Raw genomic sequence first — 20,372 nt, forward strand, 5'->3', positions numbered from 1 at the left:
TGGAAATGAGCTATGACCAAATATCGTCTGGGCGATGAACCTCGCGCCTTTAGTTACCAGGATAATGGCAATAAAAAGAGCGTATTACTACGCCAGATAATTGCGCTCATTGATTTTAATGATGTTAAAGCCGGTACGCTCGGTGGCTGGATTGATGATGAAAGCGTGCTTTCGCAAAGTGGTGATTGCTGGATTTACGATGAGAATGCGCTCGCGTTTTCCGGCGCGACGATATCCGGAAATGCCCGTATTACACAGGCAAGCGTGGTCAGAGATGGCGCGCAGATTGGTGATGCCGCCTGGATTGACCGAGCAGAAATCAGCGATAACGCGCAAATACGTGACAACGTCACCATTCGGGATTCTGTTGTTCGCGGTGAGTGCCTTCTCTGCGGTGATGCGCGCATTGTGTGTGACTCTGAAATTATCGCCGCCAAAGGACTAACTCGTGAAAACGACCAGCTCCTGCAAATTTACGATCGAGCGACAGTCAGCAATTCACGCGTGGTGCATCAGGTGCAGATCTATGGTGATGCAATTATCAACTATGCCTTTATAGAACATCGGGCTGAAGTTTTTGATTTTGCACGGGTAGAAGGTAACGAAGAGAATAATGTCTGGATCTGCGATTGCGCTAAAGTCTATGGACATGCGCGTGTCATCGCCGGAACTGATGAAGACGCCATTCCTACCCTGCGCTATAGCTCGCAGGTGGCGGAACACGCGGAGGTTGAAGGTAACTGTGTGCTGAAGCACCATGTGCTGGTCGGGGGGCATGCAAAATTACGCGGCGGCCCAATTCTGCTGGATGGGCACATCCTGATTGAAGGCCACGCCTGTATTCTGGGTGAAGTGCTGATCGAGCATCATATTGAGATAACCGGTCAGGCCCAAGTTGAAGCCTTTGATGGCGATGCGATCCATCTGCGCGGGCCAAAAGTGATCAACGGCGAACAACGTATTACGCGCACCCCTATCGCCGGTTTATTCTGAAGAGTCATCAATGATGCGGGCATAGAGATTCACATCATAGTAATCGCCATTGAGGAACTCCGCTTGTCGTAAGCATCCTTCCAGTTGGAAGCCATTACGCAACGCCACCTGGTTGCTCTTGACGTTATCTACACGACATTTAATCACGAAGCGGCGAATCTCCTGGCGCTGCGCATAATGCTGAATCAATGCCTGTAGCGCCTGAGACAGAATACCTTTGCCCTGGTGATCTTCGTCCAGCCAATAACCAATATAAGCGGCTCTGTTCAGCGGTTCTATCTGGTTAAACGAGATAACGCCAGCCACCTCCCCTTGTTCGAAAATAAGGAACATTTTGGCGTAGCCGCGCTGGTGCAACATCATATTGCCCTGCACATTCTTGCGGGTGTCCTCCTCAGACGTCACAAACTGCGGCCAGTTCAGCGACTGCTGGAGCCAGACTTTATTTTTAAGCACCAACTGATGCAGAGGGGTGACGTGTTGTTCTTCGACGGCACGCAGTTCCAGCGCGTCACTAACGATAATTATTTCTGACATGTTTATCTCCTTTGCAATCGTAAACGGGGCATTTCTGACTGGCAGTAGCCGATATTACTCTGTTTAGAGTCGGGGAGGTCTTATTTTTATGCTGTAACAGCAATCACTTAGAAAGAATCTCTGGCGTGGAACCCGTTACTCTGGTGATCCGGGTATCCCCTCATGGATAGACCGTAATGATGACAATAACACTTTCACTTTATTGCTAAGGAGCAAGCATGGCAGCACCTTTGGGTCGTTTAGCACTTATTCCGCTTTTACTGATTACCGCCTGTCACCAACCCGTTTCCTCCACTCAAGCAGGCCCCGTTCCCTTTGCAGTCAATCAGCAACAGGTCGTGGATAATACCACGCTGGAAATTTCCCGTAGCGCACTGGAATATAACATTCATAAAGTTCAGCAACTGCTGGCAGATAAAACCCGGATGTGCGCCATTCTTAAAGGAGACGCGTATGGCCACGATCTCTCACTGGTAACGCCGGTGATGATGCAAAACGGCGTGCAGTGTATTGGCATCGCCAGCAATGAGGAGATTAGAACCGTTCGCCAGTCAGGCTATACATCACAGCTCATGCGCGTTCGCAACGCGACGGAAAAAGAGATGCGCCAGGCAGCGGACTTCGATACCGAAGAGCTGATCGGTAATCTGGATATGGCTAAGCGTCTGAGTGCCATTGCTCAGGAGAAAGGTAAAATCATTCGTATTCATCTGGCACTGAACTCTGGCGGTATGTCGCGTAACGGTCTGGAAGTCAGTACCGCCGCAGGTCTGGAAGAAGCCCACGCTATTTCCGCATTACCCGGCCTGAAAATTGTTGGCATCATGTCGCATTTCCCGGAAGAAGATGCGGCAGTGGTAAAACGCGATCTGGCCCGTTTCAATACGCAATCGGCCCAGGTACTGAAAATTACCGGGCTTAAACGCGAAGATGTCACCCTGCATGTTGCGAATACGTTCGCCACCCTGACCGTTCCTGAATCCTGGCTCGACATGGTCCGTGTTGGCGGTATTTTTTATGGCGATACCATCGCCAGCACCGAATACAAACGCGTCATGACATTTAAATCCGCCATCGCGTCGGTAAACCATTACCCCAAAGGAAACACCGTCGGATATGACAGAACCTATACCCTTAAACGTGATTCCGTTCTGGCCAATATCCCGACAGGTTATGCCGATGGTTATCGCCGTGTATTCAGTAACGCGGGACACGTGCTGATCCGCGGCCAGCGGGTTCCGGTCCTGGGTAAAACATCCATGAATACCGTGATCGTCGATGTGACCGATTTACCGCAGGTTGCATCTGGCGATGAAGTGATACTGTTCGGTAAACAGGGAAATGCGCAGGTTAGCGCAGAAGAAGTCGAAGAAATTAGCGGCGCGCTGTTCACTGAAATGTCGATCCTCTGGGGGGCGACGAACAAACGCGTGATGGTCGATTAACACCTAAAACAGGAAGGGCTTCCTTTTCTCGCTGGAAGCCCTTTTACACAGCAAGCGCCATTCTACTTAGCTCTCACTGACACTCTCTCTTTGCAAAATTTTGAGCAAATCTTCCTTCAGGTGGAGTTTCTGTTTCTTAAGACGAACAATGTCCAAGCTATACCCCCGACCATCCGAACCTTCCAGTCTGGAGATCTCATGATCAAGGCTGTTGTGTTTTTCGAATAAGGACAGAAAGCGAGGGTTCTCGGATTTCAGTCGGGAAATAAGGTCTCTGTATTCTGGAAACATACTTTCTCCCTGTTAGTGGACAAGAACGTGTATAAGAAATACACACTCACAGAGTACCCATTTGCCATACAGAAAAATGCGAACAGGATCGAGTAAATAGTGTACAGAGTCGTTATGAGGATGAATGCAGATACGGCTCCCCATCAGGAGAGCCGTAAAGAGAGTGATTAACGCATCTCGCGGTCGTCAACGTACTGACGTTTATCCGGCGCTGGTGGGAAGTACTGATACAGCCAGGTTTCGCTGATGGCGTCACCCTGACAACGCAGGAACATACGCATATCTACCGGATCGGTTGAGTCAGAGGTCGGATACCAGTCAAACTGTATGCGATAACCGTCGATTGGCTCCACGTAGAGGATCTCAATCTGTTTCGCTTCACCGCTTGAGAGCGTAATCACCGGTTCAATGCCTTTCGGCGCAGCAGCTTTTAGATCGCCACCAACAAAATCAACGGCAAAACGGCGCGCCCATTTTTCCGGGTAGTGCTCGCCCGGCGCCCATCCTTCCGGAAAACCGCCCATGCCTGTCCGGGTCGCCATCACACGAGCCAGCGGTGAACGCACCGGTGGCTGAGCGCTCCAGTACAGGCGATATTTGAATTCCAGCTCATCGCCGGCTTTGATCTTCTTCTCAGGCTGCCAGAAGCAGACAACGTTATCCAGCGTTTCGCCGGTCGTCGGGATCTCCATCAGGCCGATGGTCCCCTTGCCCCACTGGTTGCGCGGTTCGACCCACAGGCTTGGACGCTTGTTATACCAGCCCATGATGTCCTGGTAATGGGAGAAGTCGCGATCGAGTTGCAGCAAGCCAAACCCTTTCGGGTTGTTATCGGTATAGGCGTTGAACTGCAGCTTTTGCGGGTTATTCAGCGGGCGGCAGATCCACTCGCCATTGCCCCGCCACATCGCCAGACGATCGGAGTCATGAATTTGCGGGTGAATAGTGTCGCACATTCGACGCTCATTGTTACCGCAGCTGAACATGCTGGTCATCGGCGCAATGCCGAGCTGCTTGATGTCTTTGCGCGCATAGATGTGGTTTTGCACATCCATAATCACCTGCGTTTTCTCGCAGTGGATCACGAACTTGAATGCACCGGTTACGCTTGGGCTGTCGAGAAGTGCATACACGGTAAAGGAGGTTGCGCCCGGTTTAACCGTCTCGAACCAGAAAGAGGTGAAATCAGGAAATTCTTCTTTGCTGTCGGTGTAGGTATCTACCGCCAGACCGCGGGCCGATAAACCGTACTGATAGGTGTCATCCACGGCGCGGAAATAGCTGGCACCCAGGAAAGAAACGACATCGCGGCGGGCCAGTTCTGGCGCTTTAAAAACACGGAACCCGGCGAATCCGAGGTCAGTCTGCCCTTCCAGCTGTTTGGTATCCACGCCCGCATCGTTATATTTAAACAGTTCCGGACGGAAGTGAATTTCACGCGCCATATGCGTACTGCCATCAACCGAGAACATGCGTACACGGCGACGAAAACCCATTCCCACGTGGAAGAACTGCGCATCAAGCTGACGATTTTCAACGTTGTTCCACAGAGACTGCTCTGCGTCATATTGAATGCTGTTATAGGCCTGCGGCGTCAGTTTCGCCAGCGTGTCCGGTAACGCGCGCGGTGCGCCGCCCCAGGGTTTCTGTGCTAAGTCATGGGCCATCGATTGCAGAACGGAAAAATCAAAACGTACGGTTTTTCCGTCTGCAATGTCAGACTCTGCCGCAAAGGCGGCGCGGGAAAAGAGTGATGCAATACCACTGGTTCCGCACACGGCGGCCATTGCCATTGAACCTTTAATAAATCGTCTGCGATTCATGCCTGAAAGTGAGTCCTTCTGGTCGTGTAAATGGTCCCGCGCCGGTCAAAATCAGCGGCAAGAGAGTGCACATTTCTGACCGCTCACTCTAGACAAAATTCATTAATAATCCAATTGTTGGTCGCCGATTATCTGTACAAAATCGAAAATATTTTATGTCGATGGGAACAGACCGAATCCCATGTAAATTCCATTAAAGTAAACCACACCGACGTTTACTTCGCTCTTGCGCCTCCTGATACAGCGCAAACTCATCATAAACCGCGCAACCCAGCGCCTGTTCAAACGCGTCGCGGCTGGAATTCCCGTGGCTGCGAGCCTGCGTTTCATTCCCCAGATTGGACTGGAAAATCCCTGCGGCGCTCACCGGTAAAAAATCTTCGTAAGTGATGGGTTGCGCAACCAGCCACCCTCGCTCAATGAGCGGTTGCGGGTCGTCATCCGGACGGATTGCCTGGCGATGCGCTTCGCCTGATGGCGTCAGTCGATAACGAAACCAGGCGAGTCCCTGCTGGCGCAGCAGAAACTCACTGTCCGGGAACGCCTTGAACACCTCCTGAAGATGTAACTGGTGCGTCAGATTGTCTTTCCCCGTTCCCGCTTTATTCAGCAATTCGTCGTATAACGCTCTGCCTTTCGGCGTCAGGGCCACACCGCGCTGTTCGATTTCACCGAAACGTGCCGTGTGAGTGCCGCGCATTTCACCGGCAAACAACACCGGTTCTTCCAGCGCTTTGAAACTCGTCTGACGTAATAAAATGGGCACCTCGCGGCGTGGCGGCCCTTCAATCAGTATTTTCGGTTCAATGCCGCATTCCGGCATCATCGACTGCACCCGGTCGATATCCAGCGTACGCGGCGTCAGGTGGTTGATATGGCAACCGGGGAAACACACTACATCAGCAATCAGCCGGTGTTCGTTATGCAATGCGTGATAGGTCTCTTCATCGACCGTGGCGTGCTGATGCCAGCGGAATGTTTCCAGCGCTTCATGCACAAACTCTTGCGCCTGTTCAGATGTAAAACTGCCCTGCGCATCAAATTCATCCAGCAGCTCGTGACAACGGCGAGTGAAAATGTCGCGTTTCGCGAGGATCTCAGCGGCTTTTTGCCGCAGCGCGGCGTTTTCGATTAGTTCGAGCCGTAATAACGAGGTGAATACCCGAAACGGGTTGCGCGATAGCGAGGCATCGTCGATGGGACGAAAGGCTGTGGAATGTACGGGGACGCCTGCCTGGGAGAGATCGTAATAACTCACCGGATACATGCCCATAACGGCAAACATTCGGCGCAGCGTAGAAAGCTCCTGCGCGGTACCCACTCGAATAGCGCCATGGCGCTCAACGTTTAGCCGGGCCAGTTCATCCGCATTCGCCAGTTTTTCATGCAGCGTCGGATTATTTTCCAGTACCGCCAGATTCACATCAGCGACAAGTTCCAGCAACGTGCCGTATTGCGGGACTTCCTGCTGGTACATTGCTGACATTGCCTGCGAAAATTGTTCCCGAATCTCATCTGCCGTGATGGTGTTCGCCATAATGTCATGCCTCCAGTGAATATTACCTGGAGTGTAGAAAACACCGCTGACTCCGGTGGGAAGAATTTACAAAGTGTGACCCCGCGTAAACTTCCCACCCATATAAACGATGAACAGTACCTACTGACGGGGTTTCAAATGACTTTCCAGCCAGGGGAGCATCTGTTTTTTACGGCTAAGCATACCTTCTACCTTGCAGGGTTGCGGGATGTCTGAAAGTTCTGCTCCAGCAAACCACAGGCTGGTGTCACCCAGATTGATGTCGGTGAGCATCAGCACGACCAACGCAGCATTCTTTTCCTCTGCATAGCGCGCCATTTCCTGACGGAGATCGTCCAGCACCGCATCCACCTGTTGCAGCGCATACAGTTCAAGCTGCGCTACACAGACTGAATGTCCATGGATGGTGAAGGTTTTAATGTCTTTCTGCAAAAGTTCGCGGGCGCTCATCCCTTCCACGCTTGTTTTGGCTGACAGCAGGTCGCGACTGAAAGCGTCAAGATCCACTCCGGTTTTTTGGGCCAGCGCATCAACCGCCAGGCGATCGTCAGTGGTGGTCGTTGGTGAACGAAGCGTGACAGTGTCACTCAATACGGCGCCGAGCAGTAAAATAGCCTCAGCGGAAGATAACTGGTTGCGTTCATCTTCCGGCATCAGTTGCCACAGCAGGGTTGCGCTACTGCCGACGGGCTTCACCCACACTTCCGGTGGCAGACGGGTGACTAACCCACCAAGTCGGTGATGATCGATAATTCCCACCACGTTACTTTCTGTCAACGATTCCGGCCCCTGAGCAGGCTCGGTGAAATCGACCAGCCAGACATCACGATCGGTCAGTTCAAACGTCAACCGTTCAGGCATCGTCAGCCCCGCATGCTCAAAGATAAACTGCGTTTCGCGGTTAGGCTCGCCCAAACGCCATGCCGTCGCCTGCTGGCCACGTAAACTAAGCCAACGAGCCGTCATTGCGGCGGTGCAGATGGCATCGCTATCGGGATTAAGGTGCCCTATTACATGTATCATTCATCAGTGCCTTGTGAAGAGAAATCGTTCAAAAGTAAACAATAACCAAAGTATAACGACTGAACATACTCCCTTCCATGATCCCACCACCCAGCAACGCTGTACAAAACATAAGCAAAATAAATCAGTTGTAAGTAAAACATGATAAATGTTAATAATATTTTGCTATCAGGTTATCAAAAACAAACAACTTTACTTGTCACCGATACGGCTCTGTTTTTAACATCGCTTATGGAAAAAAATGTTCTGTTCAATCAGCGCATTCGCTTGCGCCATCTTCATACTTTTGTCGCCGTTGCACAGCAGGGAACGTTGGGGCGCGCGGCTGAGACCCTTAACCTGAGTCAACCGGCACTCTCCAAAACGCTAAATGAACTGGAGCAACTGACCGGGACCCGGCTCTTTGAGCGTGGCCGCCTTGGCGCGCAGTTAACGCTGCCAGGAGAGCAGTTTCTTACCCACGCGGTAAGAGTGCTGGATGCGCTCAACACTGCCGGGCAAGCGTTAAATCAGCGCGAAGAATCGCAGACTGATGTCGTACGGATTGGGGCCTTACCCACCGCGGCACTGGGCATTCTGCCTGCGGTAATTGGTCCTTTCCACAAGCAGCAAATGGAGACCACGCTGCAGGTTGCCACCATGAGTAACCCAATGATCCTGGCGGGTTTAAAGTCCGGAGAAATTGATCTCGGCATTGGTCGCATGGCCGATCCGGAATTGATGGTCGGTCTGAATTATGAATTGTTGTTTCTGGAATCACTTAAACTGGTCGTGCGCCCTAACCACCCGTTGTTGCAGGAAACCATCACGTTAAGTCGGGTAATGGAGTGGCCGGTGGTGGTTTCGCCAAAAGGAACCGCGCCTCGCCAGCACGCAGAAGCATTGTTGCAAAGTCAGGGCTGTAAAATGCCGCCTGGCTGCATTGAAACACTGTCAGCATCGCTCTCCCGCCAACTGACGGTTGATTACGACTATGTATGGTTTGTCCCTTCAGGTGCGGTTAGAGAGGATTTACGCCAGGCGACGCTGGTGTCGTTGCCGATACCTACCCACGGGGCGGGTGAACCCATCGGGATTCTTACTCGTGTCGATGTGCAACTCTCTCAGGCCGCGCAGATCCTTATCGCCGCAATACGCAAAACCGTACCTGTTTAATCGTATTGATGATTGGGCCTGTTAGTACCTACAGGCCCAATTCATGTAAATGTTCAATATATGGACGGTGAAACCGTCATAAAACACAGCTAAAAGCGTATTTTTTCTTAAAAGCAATTTAAGCAACACTTATTATTGATGATATCTCTGTCGAATAATGGCGGACGAAATCCCCGACACAAACTTACATCTAAAAATTTCTTCTTGGAATTCAATGAAGAATAAAAAATCAATCCAATTAAGTTAATTTCATATTACATTAAATAATTAGCTATTACCTCTAAACAAATTCTTAAAAAACACTAACCTCAGCTTCACCCGCTATTCAGTCAGAATCTCACGACATATAATGTTTTCGCCATTTAATTTGTTATTAAGGAAAATAACGTGAAATTTGTTAATTGTTTAAGCGCAGTAGCGCTTCTGGTCGCAGGTGCTACTTTTCAGGCCCAAGCGGCTGGTTCTGATTCTGCAAACATTGATTTTTCAGGAAATATTACATCATCAACCTGTGATGTCAGTATTGATGGTATTTCTGCTTCCAAAGAGGTCAAACTGCCAGATATCACTGTTCCTGCGATGCAAGCGGCTGTCAGTAGTCCTGCGATGAAAACCAAATTTCAGATCACCGTTAAAAACTGCGCCACTGAACCAGCGGGTGGTAAAGTAAAAGGGCAATTTTCAACAACCGGTAATTACAATAGCACCAGCAAAGCATTGTTAAACGCTGCCGCAGGAGATAAAGATGCGGGTTTCCAGGTAGAAGATACCGCAACCAGTACCATTATCGATTTTACATCAGCCACACCGCAATCTGAAGCCACTTACGATACCACCAACGGTGCAGTATTTAATTATACCGTCGGTTATATCTACTCAGGTTCTGGTACGCCGACTGTTGGTGTAGTGAAAGCGAATACCACCTTTGTAACAACCTACCCCTAACAAGCTGTATAAGATCAACATTAGTTAATAACTCTGCTGCAACTTTAATTCAAGGTTGCAGCTATTTAACCAAGACACAAATGATATGATTCCACAAAATACATTCAGATTAATTATATTTTCTGCCGCTATCTCTTTTAGCTATTCGTCAGTCGCCAGCATAGTGATTAACGCTACCCGTGTTATTTACCCTTCCGACGCGAAGGAGGCACTAATTAAAATGGTTAATCAGGGGCAACAACCTTTATTAGTCCAGTCCTGGTTAGACGATGGTCATGAAGATGTTGATCCGCAAACCTTAAACGTTCCTTTTATCGCCTCCCCCCCAGTCAGTCGGGTCGATCCTAAACAGGGACTGACCGTACGCTTAAACTGGGACGGGCAACCGTTACCCACCGATCGTGAAAGCGTGTATTGGTTTAATGCACTTGAAATCCCCGGAAAAAATAAAGATGCCGCTAAATCAAATCAGCTGCAGATCGCGCTGAAAACCCGCATCAAGGTTTTTTATCGCCCCGCATCCCTTCCTGGTTCGGCGGATGACGCAATCCAACATCTGAAATGGAGCCTTGCAAACCAAGGTAAACAAATTTGGGCGACGGCGAAAAATGACTCTCCTTATTTTGTTTCGCTTGTTGGAGCTAACATCACTTCCGGGGGGAAAAAATACAAAATTGAGCCCGACATGGTCGCCCCTTTTTCCAGCGCCAGCTATGAAGTGAAAACGCTCACCACTCCCCGGCTAGAATCCGTTTCATGGACAGCAGTCAATGATTACGGGGCTAACGTTGACGTAACGGATAAATAAAAAAACGCGTGCAAGGATTGCTCTATGTCAATGTCAAAACACCGGTTAGCGACCTCAGTATGGGTATTATTGGCTATTTGTCAGACAGGTTTTGCTGACGATAATTACATTGAATTCAACGATGACTTTATCTTCAGCAATGCAGGTAAAAAATCGGCAATCGACGTGTCACAATATGCACGCGGCAACCCGGTGAAACCCGGTATATATACCGTCTCAGTTTGGATTAACGGTGAGCAACAGCAAACTGCAAAGATCCAGTTTATTGACAACCACACCCCGAACGCGTCTCCCTGCCTGACTCGTGAGGTGCTCGATGAAGCAAACGTTGATGTAAGCAAACTTCCCACGGCAGATGCGGACGAAGGTGAATCGCAATGCTATATCCTGGCGGATTATTACCCCTCATCCAGCGTGAGTTACGATCCTAATTCACAGATCCTGATGCTCACAATTCCGCAACTGTTTCTCGTCAGCCACCCTGCGGGTTATGTCAACCCCGCACGCTGGGATGCCGGTATTCCTGCTGCAATACTGAACTGGAGCTTCAGCGGTTATCACAGTGAAAATGACGGTAGCGCCTCTGACAGTGGTTATCTGGGGCTCGGCTATGGTCTCAACCTTGGAGCATGGCGGTTACGTTCCAGCGGCGCGCTGAACTGGACAAAAGACGATAGTGCAACCTGGGACAGCTACGATCTCTATTTAGCACGGGATTTACCCCCTATGCGGGCACAAATGGAACTGGGCCAGGTCACCTCTCGCAGCGAAGTACTGGATAGTATCGGCATTAAAGGCATACATCTGTATAACGACAAACGCATGGATCCGCATGATGGTCGCTACGTTCCCGTCATCAACGGCGTGGCCAACAGTAATGCCAAAATTACCGTACGACAGCAGTCGCGCATCATCTATGAAACTACCGTTCCGCCAGGTCCTTTTGCTCTGAAGGATTATTATGTGGCAATCAACGGCGCTGACCTCGACGTTACCGTGGAAGAAGCTGATGGGTCAAAACGGCTATTCACCGTACCGTATGCCTCTGTTGCTCAGTTAATGACCAAGGGTGAAGTTGACTGGGATTTTGCCGTTGGGACATTAGACAACAATGACAACAGCGACTCCCCCTGGGTGCTCACCACGAACGGTAATTATGGACTGAGCGATATTTTCACGCTGTATGGCGGCATACAGTCAATGGAAGATGACTATCTGGCGGGGATGCTGGGTCTGGCGATGAATACGCGTCTTGGTGCTATCGCAGTCGATGTTATCCACTCTCGCGCTTCACTTGAAGATATTGGCGCTCTGCAGGGGCAGAGTTACCGTGTAAGCTACAGTAATGTGCTGGACGCAACACAGACCAATTTCAGCTTTAGCGCCTATCGATACAGCACCAAAGATTACCTCTCGCTTAATGACGTCATCTCTTTGCAAAATAGCATCGATAGTTATAGCGACGATCACGATACTAACCGTAACGATGCGTATCGCAACAGCTACAGTCATTCCAAAAATGAGCTTCAGGCTAACGTCAATCAACCTATTGTCCTCAACGGAGAGGATTACGGCTCATTCTATCTCAGCGGCACCTGGACGAGTTATTGGGGTAGCTCAGACAAAACGTCTCAGTATTCGCTGGGCTACAGCAATACTTTCCGCACCATCTCGTGGAATATCTCGCTGCAGCGTAGTTATAACGAATGGGGTGATGAAGATGACAGCCTGTACGTTGGGTTGAGTATTCCTTTTGGTAGCAACGCTCAAAACGATCAACCAGCATTCTCCAGTCTGAACCTCAGCGCCAATAGCGACTTTAGCGGCAACAATGGTTTCACCAGTACGGCCAGTGGTAACAGTAGCAACAATAAATGGAACTACAGCCTCAGTACTACCGCTAACCAGGCCAGCCAGGGAGAAGACACCTATTCCGTCAGCGGATATTCCACCTATAACGGCGCGCATGGAGCGACCAGCGTTTCCGCTACAGTCGATAAAAATCATAACCAGCAGTATTCCCTAAACAATAACGGCGGTGTGCTGTTACACAGCGGTGGATTGACGCTGTTACCGGGTAATGTCAACGCACAAAGCGCCATAGCCCTTATTGAAGCGCAAGGTGCAGATGGCGCGACCACCACCAATGGGTATGGTGAGATTGACAGTGCCGGATATGCAGTTGCCACCAGTCTTTCGCCTTATGCCGAGAATACCGTCGGGCTGGATCTCAGCACCATCAAGGCAGACGTCGAAGTGAAAAACACCTCCGCCGCCGTGGTTCCGCGCGATGGCGCCGTGGTGAAAGTCACCTTCGCCACCCAGCAAGGTCAATCGGTGTTTGTCACGCTCAGACGTAGCGATAACAGTTTCATTCCATTGGGCGCGAACATTCTCAATGAACAGGGAGAATCCGTTGGCGCAATGGGTCAGGCGGGCCGCGCCTTTTTACGCGGGATCGAACAACGTGGCAGCCTGAAGGTTATTTGGGGGAGCGACGCCGCAAGCTACTGCGATGTGAGCTACCAGATCCCTGACGCGCCCGCGATGATCGGAAAATCAATTCGTCTGGAGACGTTAATTTGCCAGATGCCAGGAGCCGGGAAATAGCTTATGCGCCAGGTAATGCTTGTTTCTTTTCTATTATGCAGCCCACATCTCTTTGCGGCAGATGTCGTGGTTAACTTTAAAGCCAATTTGCTTGCTATGACCTGCACCGTCAATATTGTTGTTGGTTCAAGCAAAGCGGTGAACCAGACCATTGATTTTGGTGTATTAACCCGCGCAGAACTGGAAGCTCAGGGCGCTAATACGCTGAAAGATTTTTCGTTGCAGTACAGCAACTGCACGATCGGATCCAGTACAAACCAGACGGTTACCTGGATGAAAACGGGTATTAAAGCCTCTTCGTGGTACAACGGCTATCCAACCGAACTCTATGGTGGGAATAACGGGGCCGCAGCAGTTTTGTATCGTTCTGGCTCCCCAAATTCTCTGTTAGTTCTCAATAGCAGTACGCCGTTTGACTGGACCTCAACTGAGCGCACCAATAAGGCCCTGAACCTGGTTTTATCTCTGCGTCCAACGTCTTACTCAACCACCGCGACAAGTGGCACCTTCAACGGTTCGTTGACGTTCACCACCACCTATCAGTAGGAGCCACCATGAAATTTATACCAATAGCCTTATTGCTGATATCCACGCCGCTATGGGCCGCGAACAGTACCAATACAAATGTATTAACGGTTAAGGCGGAGTTGGTTACTGGTAGCTGTGACATCACCGCCTCCGATGTTGATTTGGGCGACTTAGACGCGAGCGAGTTCGCCGCTGGCGGCGCATGGGCGAATTTATCAGCAACAACGAAGGGTAACGTCCCCACACAGCCCCTGAAGATTAGCTTCCGCTGTGATTCAGGCTCTCTCGCCAAAACGCTGGTGTTGAGCTTTAAGCCGCAAAAAGCGCAACTCACCGGTAATCAGATATTCCCGAATGAATATACCGGTCCGATGACTGCAGCGGGAAACGTGGGCGTTGTGGTCTTTGAGGGGAGAACAAGTCCAGTTGCTATTAATGTGCTTAATAAAGACAATACCTCTGCCGTCAATATTGTTAACTATAAAGGTTCAACCACTACCTATTCTGATATCACCCTTTCGGCTCGTTTTCAAAAAGTGGATTCAGCAAAAACGGTCACTCCAGGTGGCGTATTAAGTCAGGTGCAAATCAGCGTGAGCTACAAATAATGGATAAACGGCAGGTTAATATGAGCACGATGATTTCACGATCAATTTCTTTTGTGGCATTGCTGTTGAACGGAATTTATTCATATCAGGTGCAGGCTAAGGAGTGTTATTTTGACAAAATTAATACCAGCACGGTAAGCGCGGGAACGTTAGTCGTGAATAATTATAACCCATCCAGTACAACACCCGTGCTATTGGGGACGCTCAGTGCGGGAGAATATGGTCACATAACTTGTAATACAGGTAATGATGGTTCTGATTTTTATGGAAGATCCACAGCAACAAGCGGTACGCAATACGATAGTTATACCAGCACCAGTGGTAGTACAAAATATAGCTACAACAGAGTTTTTTTTCCAACGAGCATACCTGGAATATATTATAACATTTACATAGCTAATTCTATTAATGCTACTTATACAGCTTACATTCCGTCTAATACGAGTTGGACACGTGAGATCGATAATGCCGCAGAAGGAGGTTTTCCTGTTGGATTATACATCGAAGTTTGGCAGCGTGGGGTGGTTTCCTCAATAGGTAATGGTGAAGCGCATCCTGTTATAAATGGTGAAGTAGGCAGGTTTAAAGCAGGGAATGAAGATGTAAGTAGTCAACAGGTTGTCGCTACAGTAAACGCATCTTCATTCACCGTAAAATTCGCCACGCCAACCTGTAATTTATCCGTATCCCCCACCACCATCGACTTTGGCGATGTGGGTAATGACAAACCACGAAAAACCTTCACCTTGAAAAATAGCAACTGCGTTAATGCTTCAGGGGTTACCCTTAAACTGACGTCGACCAAAGCGGCTTATGATAATAGCGGGTTGTCTATTCTCGCCAATACCACAACTGGCACCTCAGCAGCGGGCGGACGGGGAGTGGCGGTTTCTTACGAGGGATCGTCCCGGCAATATCTGTCGGCGAATGACACAAATTCTTCAGTGTCCATCGACTTTGGTTCCATCGTAACGGCGAAAGATATCACCATGGCCGGGTTACTCACCTGCACCTCCGCCAGCAATAACAGTACCTGCGATGACTACACCCCTGGCGCGTTCACCGCAGCGGGAACTATTAGTGCCACGTACAAATAGATAGTAAATCCGGTAATACAAAGGATCGTATTACCGGATGGCTGGCCTGTCAGAATGTTTCCCAGTTATCCGTATTTACCGTGTTTGATTTTGGCAGTGAAACCGATGGATGAACGGCAGGTGTAACGCGTCTAATTGCGCTTGTCCCGGTTAAACGGAATGTGCCGACGGCTTCCGTTAAGCGTGCGGCCTGCTCTTCAAGAGAGGCCGCAGCAGCCGATGCTTCTTCAACCAATGAGGCGTTTTGCTGTGTGACCTTATCCATCTCTGAAATCGCCTGGCTTACCTGGACGATGCCCCGGCTTTGTTCATCAGAGGCCGCCGCAATTTCCAGCATAATGTCGGTCACGCGTTTTACCGCATCGACAATATCCGTCATCGTATTGCCCGCCGCGACGACTTCTCCAGAGCCCTGGTCAATCAATCGGACTGATTCGCTGATCAATCCTTCTATCTCTTTTGCCGCCTGAGCGCTGCGGCTTGCCAGCGTACGGACCTCACTAGCCACCACTGCAAACCCACGCCCCTGCTCTCCTGCCCGCGCCGCCTCAACCGCCGCGTTCAGCGCCAGGATATTGGTCTGGAAGGCAATGCTGTTAATAACGGCGGTAATTTCAGAGATTTTCTTCGAGCTCGTTGAGATATTGCCCATGGTTTTCACCACACCAGAGACCATCTGACCGCCCCGGCTGGCCTTGCCGGATGCATCTTCCGCCAGCGTACTCGCATGATGCGCGTTGTCGGCGTTTTGCTTCACCGTAGCCGTCAGCTCTTCCATGCTGGCCGCCGTTTGTTCAATCGCCGCGGCCTGTTGTTCGGTACGTGAAGACAGATCGGTATTACCCGCCGAAATCTCACTGGTACCGCGGTAGATTTCTTCCGCGCCCTGACGTACCGTGCCCACTGTTTTCGCCAGCGACCGTTGCATTGTCTGCAGATGACGGCTCAGGCGCCCAATTTCGCTGCGCCCGGTGGGTTCCTCTGGCATTGTCAGGTCCCCTTCTGAAATTTGCTCAATGCGCTGGGCCGCACGTAACAGAGGATGAATAACGGTACGGCGCAGAACAATAAACGTCATCACGGTCAGTGCCAGCGCAAGAACGAATGCCCCCAGCATAAAGGCCATGCCAAGCTGTGTACGTTGGTGCGCCTGTTCGCTTAACTGATTCGCCCTGGCGGTACGAATATCGATCGCCTTTAACAATACCTTGTTGTAAGCAGAGTCCAGCGGTCTGGCCTGTTCATTTTCATGGTTGATGATCGCCTCGAACATGCCGTTTTTAGCGTACTTGAGCATAGGCTGTAAGCCATCGATATAGGCTTTGAAATTGGCGCTCAGTTCAGCGTCTAACGCCTCTCCGGCAGTAGTTTTCACCGCACGAGCCATATAAGTATTGAAACCGTCCTGCGATTGCTTAATACGTTTTTCTGCCTCGGCAATATTGGCCTTCATGTCATCCATTTCAGCAATACGGCTCGCCGCACCAGCATGGATCATGTTGATACGCGCGGTGCGTAAGTGGTTAGAGCTGTTAGATAACCCCATCCGGACCTGAATCTCATCGGTTACATCGCGCTGATCGCGATCGGCCTGCATAAGAAAATAACCTGCCAGCCCGGAACTTAAGGCGAATAGCAGAAGGATGCCACCGAGAATGGAGGAAAACAGCGGAACCAGTCGGATTTGATGCAGAAAGCCCAGTTTATGCAGGGCTTGCATCGATGTAGTGTTGTCCATGACCGTCGACTCTCTTGTAGGGTTTATGCGTGAAAACACGCCCGTTAGATAGTCATCGGCAATCCGGGAAGTTTACTTACCGTGAAAAGCGCCGGATTCGTCACACTTTCACAACATAATTCTAAAAAATTCAGGAAAGTGCCAGCGGTGAAATCCGCTGGCCAATGAATCAGTTATCACCAAAATGGATAACAGTACGGATGGATTTACCCTGATGCATTAAATCGAACGCTTCGTTAATCTGCTCCAGAGGCAGGCGATGCGTAATAAACGGATCTAACTGAATTTTTCCGCTCATTGCTTCTTCGACCATACCCGGCAACTGAGTGCGCCCTTTTACGCCGCCAAACGCGGAACCACGCCACACGCGACCGGTTACTAACTGGAACGGACGTGTTTTGATCTCCTGACCGGCACCCGCCACCCCAATGATGATGCTTTCGCCCCACCCTTTATGGCAACACTCCAGCGCCGCACGCATCACGTTAACGTTGCCGATACACTCAAAGCTAAAGTCCACGCCACCGTCGGTGAGCTCAACAATCACGTCCTGCACCGGCTTATCGTAATCGTTTGGGTTGATGAAATCGGTCGCGCCCATTTCACCAGCCAATTTGAATTTCTCCGGATTGGTATCAACAGCCAGAATACGCCCGGCTTTTGCCTGCACTGCGCCCTGAATCACCGCCAGGCCAATACCGCCCAGACCAAATACGGCTACGGTATCGCCTTCCTTCACTTTCGCGGTGTTATGGACCGCTCCGATACCGGTGGTCACGCCACATCCCAGCAGACACACTTTATCCAGCGGAGCCTGCGGGTTAACCTTCGCCAGCGAGATCTCTGCGCAAACGGTATATTCGCTGAAGGTACTGGTGCCCATATAGTGATAAATCGGCTCGCCGTTATACGAGAAGCGCGTTGTGCCATCAGGCATCAGACCTTTGCCCTGTGTCGCCCGCACGGCCTGGCACAAGTTAGTTTTACCCGATTTACAGAACTTGCACTCGCCGCACTCTGCGGTGTACAGCGGGATCACATGATCGCCCGGTTTCAGGCTGGTGACGCCTTCCCCCACTTCAACCACAATGCCGCCGCCTTCATGGCCCAGTACCGCCGGGAACACGCCTTCCGGATCGTCGCCTGAGAGCGTAAAAGCGTCAGTATGGCACACGCCGGTGTGGGTAATTTTAACCAGCACTTCACCTTTCTTTGGTGGTGCGACGTCGATTTCAACAATTTTTAACGGTTGGCCGGGGCCAAATGCAACTGCTGCACGTGATTTCATTTGTCTCTTCCCATTATTGCAAGGTGATGGTGTTATTTTAGATAAGCACGCAGAAGATGGCCGATCTCAGCCATGCGCACAGCTCGCTGGTCTGGTGTTGTCTCCCCACTGACCAGTTCATCTTTCAGGTGGATCTCAACCATTTCGCCCATCAGACCATTGGATGCGCCGCGTACGGCGGCAATTTGTTGCAGGATCGACAGGCATGGTTCGCCAGATTCCAGTGCGCGCTCAAGCGCATCAACCTGACCGCGAATACGGCGTACACGAGTGAGAATGCGTTTTTTATCTTCGGGTGAATGCGGCATACGCCCTCCATATACTATAGGGGGGTATACTATCAGAATTTTTATGTAATTGTAAAAAACTAACATCTATTTAATGAGAGGGTGACGACCAGGCCTCGTCAGATGAGCCCTGGTCGCCAGGTCACTGAATGGCTTTCTGAACTAATTTTTCCAGATTTTTTAAGGGTTGAATTGCCGCAGTATCTGGTCCATAAGTCTGTAATATCTCAACCGGATGATATCCAACGACTACACGTCCATCCGACTCTTCCCGAATCAATACTCTAAAGGGAAGATCGAGCGCCATATCAGGATATGCCTGCATTAATGATGTGCCACCTTTAGGATTGCCAAAAATAATGACGGTTGTGGGTAACATGGTTAGTCCAGCATTTTTAGCCTCTTTCGCATGATCAAATTCTCCAAAAAAAACAAGATTATTACTCTCAATGGCAGCAATGAGATGCTCTCTGGTCTGCTGGTAATTATAAGTACTATACGTTTTGATCATAGTATTCCCGGTGTTGGCAGCATGACTGGTTACCGTCATAAGCAGATACAATGCAGCTGTAATAAATATATTTTTTAGAGACCGAAGCATCACAACATCCTTAATTTAACGATAGTCTGGAAAGCTATCTAAGACCAGCGGATACTTTGCCGGTATAATCTCTCTCGTGCTGATTCTGTGCAAGGATACACTTGGCAGAATGCACCATCGCAATAAGACCCGCAGCCATCATTATCGTGTCTTTTAAGACCAGTCGCCCGGCGCCAGAAAGATAGGGAAACCCGGTGTGAGAATCCTGGCCACTTACCCATGTTTCTGGTGTAAATATCAGGAATGTCAGAGTGACAAAAGGAGTTAAGAAGGCAAGTGTTGCCCCCCAAAAGCCGATTTTTGGTGACACATAATGAGCAAGGATTAATAATGAAAAAATGACTTCAACAATACCAAGTCCGGTAGAGTACTCATAAGTATTATTCGCATGATGCCATGCGCGGTTAGCCTCTATTAATTCGCCCTCATGGTTCATAAACTGAGTATAATTACTCGGATCGTTATAAAAGAAAGACATAAATGGGCTATTAGCTACAAAAGGAACGATGCTATCTGCTTCATAGGGAATGAACTTCAACAATCCTATCCACATAAATACAATGGCAATAGAAATGCGACAAAGATTTATTCCCACGTTTTCTTTCGTTGAAACATATTGGTATAGTTTATCCATCATATCCAGAGGTCCTGTGTTGTAGAAATCACGACCTTTATAACCTTGTTATTTATATGACTATATGTTCAGGAATCTATAATTTTTGTTTGATCGTCTGTAAAGGTCAAAATATAGACTATGGATAAGTTCGGTTGAGTGGAATGAACTCCTTGTTTTCGGTTTGGCTATCAAACTACTCGTAGCAAATCGTTGTATAACGTGGTGAAAGCATGTCTCTCTTCATCGCCCACGGTTGCTGTATCCCTTGTCCGGCAAAGCAGAGCGTTCCTTTATCCTTTTCCCAGATACCTCCATCAGTTTATCGCTGTTACGCCGCGGCGTTAGGTTGTCGTCAAAAAGATTCAGTTCACCGTACGTATCGGCAACCAACCTGACATGATCAATTTTTACCAATCCATACCCCAGGCTTACAGCATTAATA

General features: G+C 49.6%; 19 protein-coding genes and 1 pseudogene. 9 read left to right on the top strand and 11 right to left on the bottom strand.

Features of this window, described 5'->3' with window-relative positions:
* The first annotated feature begins 12 nt into the window (after positions 1-12).
* Positions 13-993, top strand: a complete 981-nt coding sequence (gene ydcK / locus WC1_RS12365) for a YdcK family protein (RefSeq protein WP_016150285.1) — start codon at positions 13-15, stop codon at positions 991-993.
* Here ydcK and rimL read toward each other — a convergent pair.
* Positions 985-1,530: a 50S ribosomal protein L7/L12-serine acetyltransferase gene (gene rimL, locus WC1_RS12360; RefSeq protein WP_016150286.1), complete on the bottom strand. Its 546-nt coding sequence runs from the start codon at positions 1,528-1,530 to the stop codon at positions 985-987. The two genes, ydcK and rimL, sit on opposite strands and share 9 nt — an antisense overlap.
* A gap of 218 nt (positions 1,531-1,748) precedes the next feature.
* Between rimL and alr the strand changes: the two genes are divergently transcribed.
* Positions 1,749-2,975, top strand: coding sequence for an alanine racemase (gene alr, locus WC1_RS12355; protein ID WP_016150287.1), 1,227 nt, complete (start codon positions 1,749-1,751; stop codon positions 2,973-2,975).
* A 66-nt stretch (positions 2,976-3,041) separates the two neighbouring features.
* Here alr and WC1_RS12350 read toward each other — a convergent pair whose 3' ends face one another.
* The 4 genes from WC1_RS12350 to WC1_RS12335 form a co-directional block, all read right to left on the bottom strand.
* Positions 3,042-3,266, bottom strand: a complete 225-nt coding sequence (locus WC1_RS12350; RefSeq protein WP_003020276.1) for an HP1242/YdcH family protein — start codon at positions 3,264-3,266, stop codon at positions 3,042-3,044.
* 167 nt (positions 3,267-3,433) lie between these two features.
* Complete coding sequence (locus WC1_RS12345) at positions 3,434-5,089, bottom strand: glucan biosynthesis protein D (protein ID WP_003836107.1); 1,656 nt, start codon at positions 5,087-5,089, stop codon at positions 3,434-3,436.
* Positions 5,090-5,282: 193 nt separating this feature from the next.
* Positions 5,283-6,626: a 2-oxoadipate dioxygenase/decarboxylase HglS gene (locus WC1_RS12340; protein ID WP_003020282.1), complete on the bottom strand. Its 1,344-nt coding sequence runs from the start codon at positions 6,624-6,626 to the stop codon at positions 5,283-5,285.
* 120 nt (positions 6,627-6,746) lie between these two features.
* Positions 6,747-7,649: a manganese-dependent inorganic pyrophosphatase gene (locus tag WC1_RS12335; RefSeq protein WP_016150289.1), complete on the bottom strand. Its 903-nt coding sequence runs from the start codon at positions 7,647-7,649 to the stop codon at positions 6,747-6,749.
* A 231-nt stretch (positions 7,650-7,880) separates the two neighbouring features.
* Here WC1_RS12335 and pcaQ point away from each other — a divergent pair, with 231 nt between their 5' ends.
* From pcaQ to WC1_RS12300, 7 genes are all read left to right on the top strand, one after another.
* On the top strand, positions 7,881-8,804 hold the full coding sequence (gene pcaQ / locus WC1_RS12330) for a pca operon transcription factor PcaQ (RefSeq protein WP_003843743.1): 924 nt from the start codon (positions 7,881-7,883) through the stop codon (positions 8,802-8,804).
* A gap of 387 nt (positions 8,805-9,191) precedes the next feature.
* Positions 9,192-9,749, top strand: coding sequence for a fimbrial protein (locus WC1_RS12325; RefSeq protein WP_003836101.1), 558 nt, complete (start codon positions 9,192-9,194; stop codon positions 9,747-9,749).
* 85 nt (positions 9,750-9,834) lie between these two features.
* Entirely contained in the window at positions 9,835-10,557 is a 723-nt protein-coding gene (locus tag WC1_RS12320) for a fimbria/pilus periplasmic chaperone (RefSeq protein ID WP_032935666.1), read from the top strand.
* Between the two features lie 24 nt (positions 10,558-10,581).
* Positions 10,582-13,167, top strand: a complete 2,586-nt coding sequence (locus WC1_RS12315; RefSeq protein ID WP_016150291.1) for an outer membrane usher protein — start codon at positions 10,582-10,584, stop codon at positions 13,165-13,167.
* Between the two features lie 3 nt (positions 13,168-13,170).
* Positions 13,171-13,713 (top strand): fimbrial protein, encoded by a 543-nt coding sequence (locus WC1_RS12310; protein WP_003843747.1) that lies wholly within the window; start codon positions 13,171-13,173, stop codon positions 13,711-13,713.
* An 8-nt stretch (positions 13,714-13,721) separates the two neighbouring features.
* On the top strand, positions 13,722-14,303 hold the full coding sequence (locus tag WC1_RS12305) for a fimbrial protein (protein WP_003836094.1): 582 nt from the start codon (positions 13,722-13,724) through the stop codon (positions 14,301-14,303).
* A gap of 20 nt (positions 14,304-14,323) precedes the next feature.
* Positions 14,324-15,400: a fimbrial protein gene (locus WC1_RS12300; RefSeq protein WP_016150292.1), complete on the top strand. Its 1,077-nt coding sequence runs from the start codon at positions 14,324-14,326 to the stop codon at positions 15,398-15,400.
* A 49-nt stretch (positions 15,401-15,449) separates the two neighbouring features.
* On the opposite strand, the gene WC1_RS12295 is transcribed toward WC1_RS12300, so the two are convergent.
* The 6 genes and pseudogenes from WC1_RS12295 to WC1_RS24710 all read right to left on the bottom strand — a co-directional run.
* Entirely contained in the window at positions 15,450-17,138 is a 1,689-nt protein-coding gene (locus WC1_RS12295) for a methyl-accepting chemotaxis protein (protein ID WP_003836088.1), read from the bottom strand.
* Positions 17,139-17,307: 169 nt separating this feature from the next.
* Positions 17,308-18,426 (bottom strand): S-(hydroxymethyl)glutathione dehydrogenase/class III alcohol dehydrogenase, encoded by a 1,119-nt coding sequence (locus WC1_RS12290; protein WP_003020293.1) that lies wholly within the window; start codon positions 18,424-18,426, stop codon positions 17,308-17,310.
* A gap of 32 nt (positions 18,427-18,458) precedes the next feature.
* On the bottom strand, positions 18,459-18,734 hold the full coding sequence (locus tag WC1_RS12285; RefSeq protein WP_003020296.1) for a metal/formaldehyde-sensitive transcriptional repressor: 276 nt from the start codon (positions 18,732-18,734) through the stop codon (positions 18,459-18,461).
* Positions 18,735-18,855: 121 nt separating this feature from the next.
* On the bottom strand, positions 18,856-19,314 hold the full coding sequence (locus WC1_RS12280) for a DUF302 domain-containing protein (protein WP_008322331.1): 459 nt from the start codon (positions 19,312-19,314) through the stop codon (positions 18,856-18,858).
* A 34-nt stretch (positions 19,315-19,348) separates the two neighbouring features.
* Complete coding sequence (rclC, locus tag WC1_RS12275; protein WP_032948090.1) at positions 19,349-19,948, bottom strand: reactive chlorine resistance membrane protein RclC; 600 nt, start codon at positions 19,946-19,948, stop codon at positions 19,349-19,351.
* Positions 19,949-20,123: 175 nt separating this feature from the next.
* Positions 20,124-20,299: pseudogene (locus tag WC1_RS24710) on the bottom strand (DUF4113 domain-containing protein); the annotation flags it as partial.
* Between the last annotated feature and the right edge of the window lie 73 nt (positions 20,300-20,372).

The sequence above is a fragment of the Citrobacter sp. KTE30 genome (assembly GCF_000398825.1).
Taxonomy (GTDB): Bacteria; Pseudomonadota; Gammaproteobacteria; order Enterobacterales; family Enterobacteriaceae; genus Citrobacter; species Citrobacter freundii.

Bases quoted from the DNA above. Each gene is read 5' to 3' on its own strand.
- ydcK (WP_016150285.1), top strand. From the start codon at position 13: ATGACCAAATATCGTCTGGGCGATGAACCTCGCGCCTTTAGTTACCAG.
- rimL (WP_016150286.1), bottom strand. From the start codon at position 1,530: ATGTCAGAAATAATTATCGTTAGTGACGCGCTGGAACTGCGTGCCGTC.
- alr (WP_016150287.1), top strand. From the start codon at position 1,749: ATGGCAGCACCTTTGGGTCGTTTAGCACTTATTCCGCTTTTACTGATT.
- WC1_RS12350 (WP_003020276.1), bottom strand. From the start codon at position 3,266: ATGTTTCCAGAATACAGAGACCTTATTTCCCGACTGAAATCCGAGAAC.
- WC1_RS12345 (WP_003836107.1), bottom strand. From the start codon at position 5,089: ATGAATCGCAGACGATTTATTAAAGGTTCAATGGCAATGGCCGCCGTG.
- WC1_RS12340 (WP_003020282.1), bottom strand. From the start codon at position 6,626: ATGGCGAACACCATCACGGCAGATGAGATTCGGGAACAATTTTCGCAG.
- WC1_RS12335 (WP_016150289.1), bottom strand. From the start codon at position 7,649: ATGATACATGTAATAGGGCACCTTAATCCCGATAGCGATGCCATCTGC.
- pcaQ (WP_003843743.1), top strand. From the start codon at position 7,881: ATGGAAAAAAATGTTCTGTTCAATCAGCGCATTCGCTTGCGCCATCTT.
- WC1_RS12320 (WP_032935666.1), top strand. From the start codon at position 9,835: ATGATTCCACAAAATACATTCAGATTAATTATATTTTCTGCCGCTATC.
- WC1_RS12315 (WP_016150291.1), top strand. From the start codon at position 10,582: ATGTCAATGTCAAAACACCGGTTAGCGACCTCAGTATGGGTATTATTG.
- WC1_RS12310 (WP_003843747.1), top strand. From the start codon at position 13,171: ATGCGCCAGGTAATGCTTGTTTCTTTTCTATTATGCAGCCCACATCTC.
- WC1_RS12305 (WP_003836094.1), top strand. From the start codon at position 13,722: ATGAAATTTATACCAATAGCCTTATTGCTGATATCCACGCCGCTATGG.
- WC1_RS12300 (WP_016150292.1), top strand. From the start codon at position 14,324: ATGAGCACGATGATTTCACGATCAATTTCTTTTGTGGCATTGCTGTTG.
- WC1_RS12295 (WP_003836088.1), bottom strand. From the start codon at position 17,138: ATGGACAACACTACATCGATGCAAGCCCTGCATAAACTGGGCTTTCTG.
- WC1_RS12290 (WP_003020293.1), bottom strand. From the start codon at position 18,426: ATGAAATCACGTGCAGCAGTTGCATTTGGCCCCGGCCAACCGTTAAAA.
- WC1_RS12285 (WP_003020296.1), bottom strand. From the start codon at position 18,734: ATGCCGCATTCACCCGAAGATAAAAAACGCATTCTCACTCGTGTACGC.
- WC1_RS12280 (WP_008322331.1), bottom strand. From the start codon at position 19,314: ATGCTTCGGTCTCTAAAAAATATATTTATTACAGCTGCATTGTATCTG.
- rclC (WP_032948090.1), bottom strand. From the start codon at position 19,948: ATGGATAAACTATACCAATATGTTTCAACGAAAGAAAACGTGGGAATA.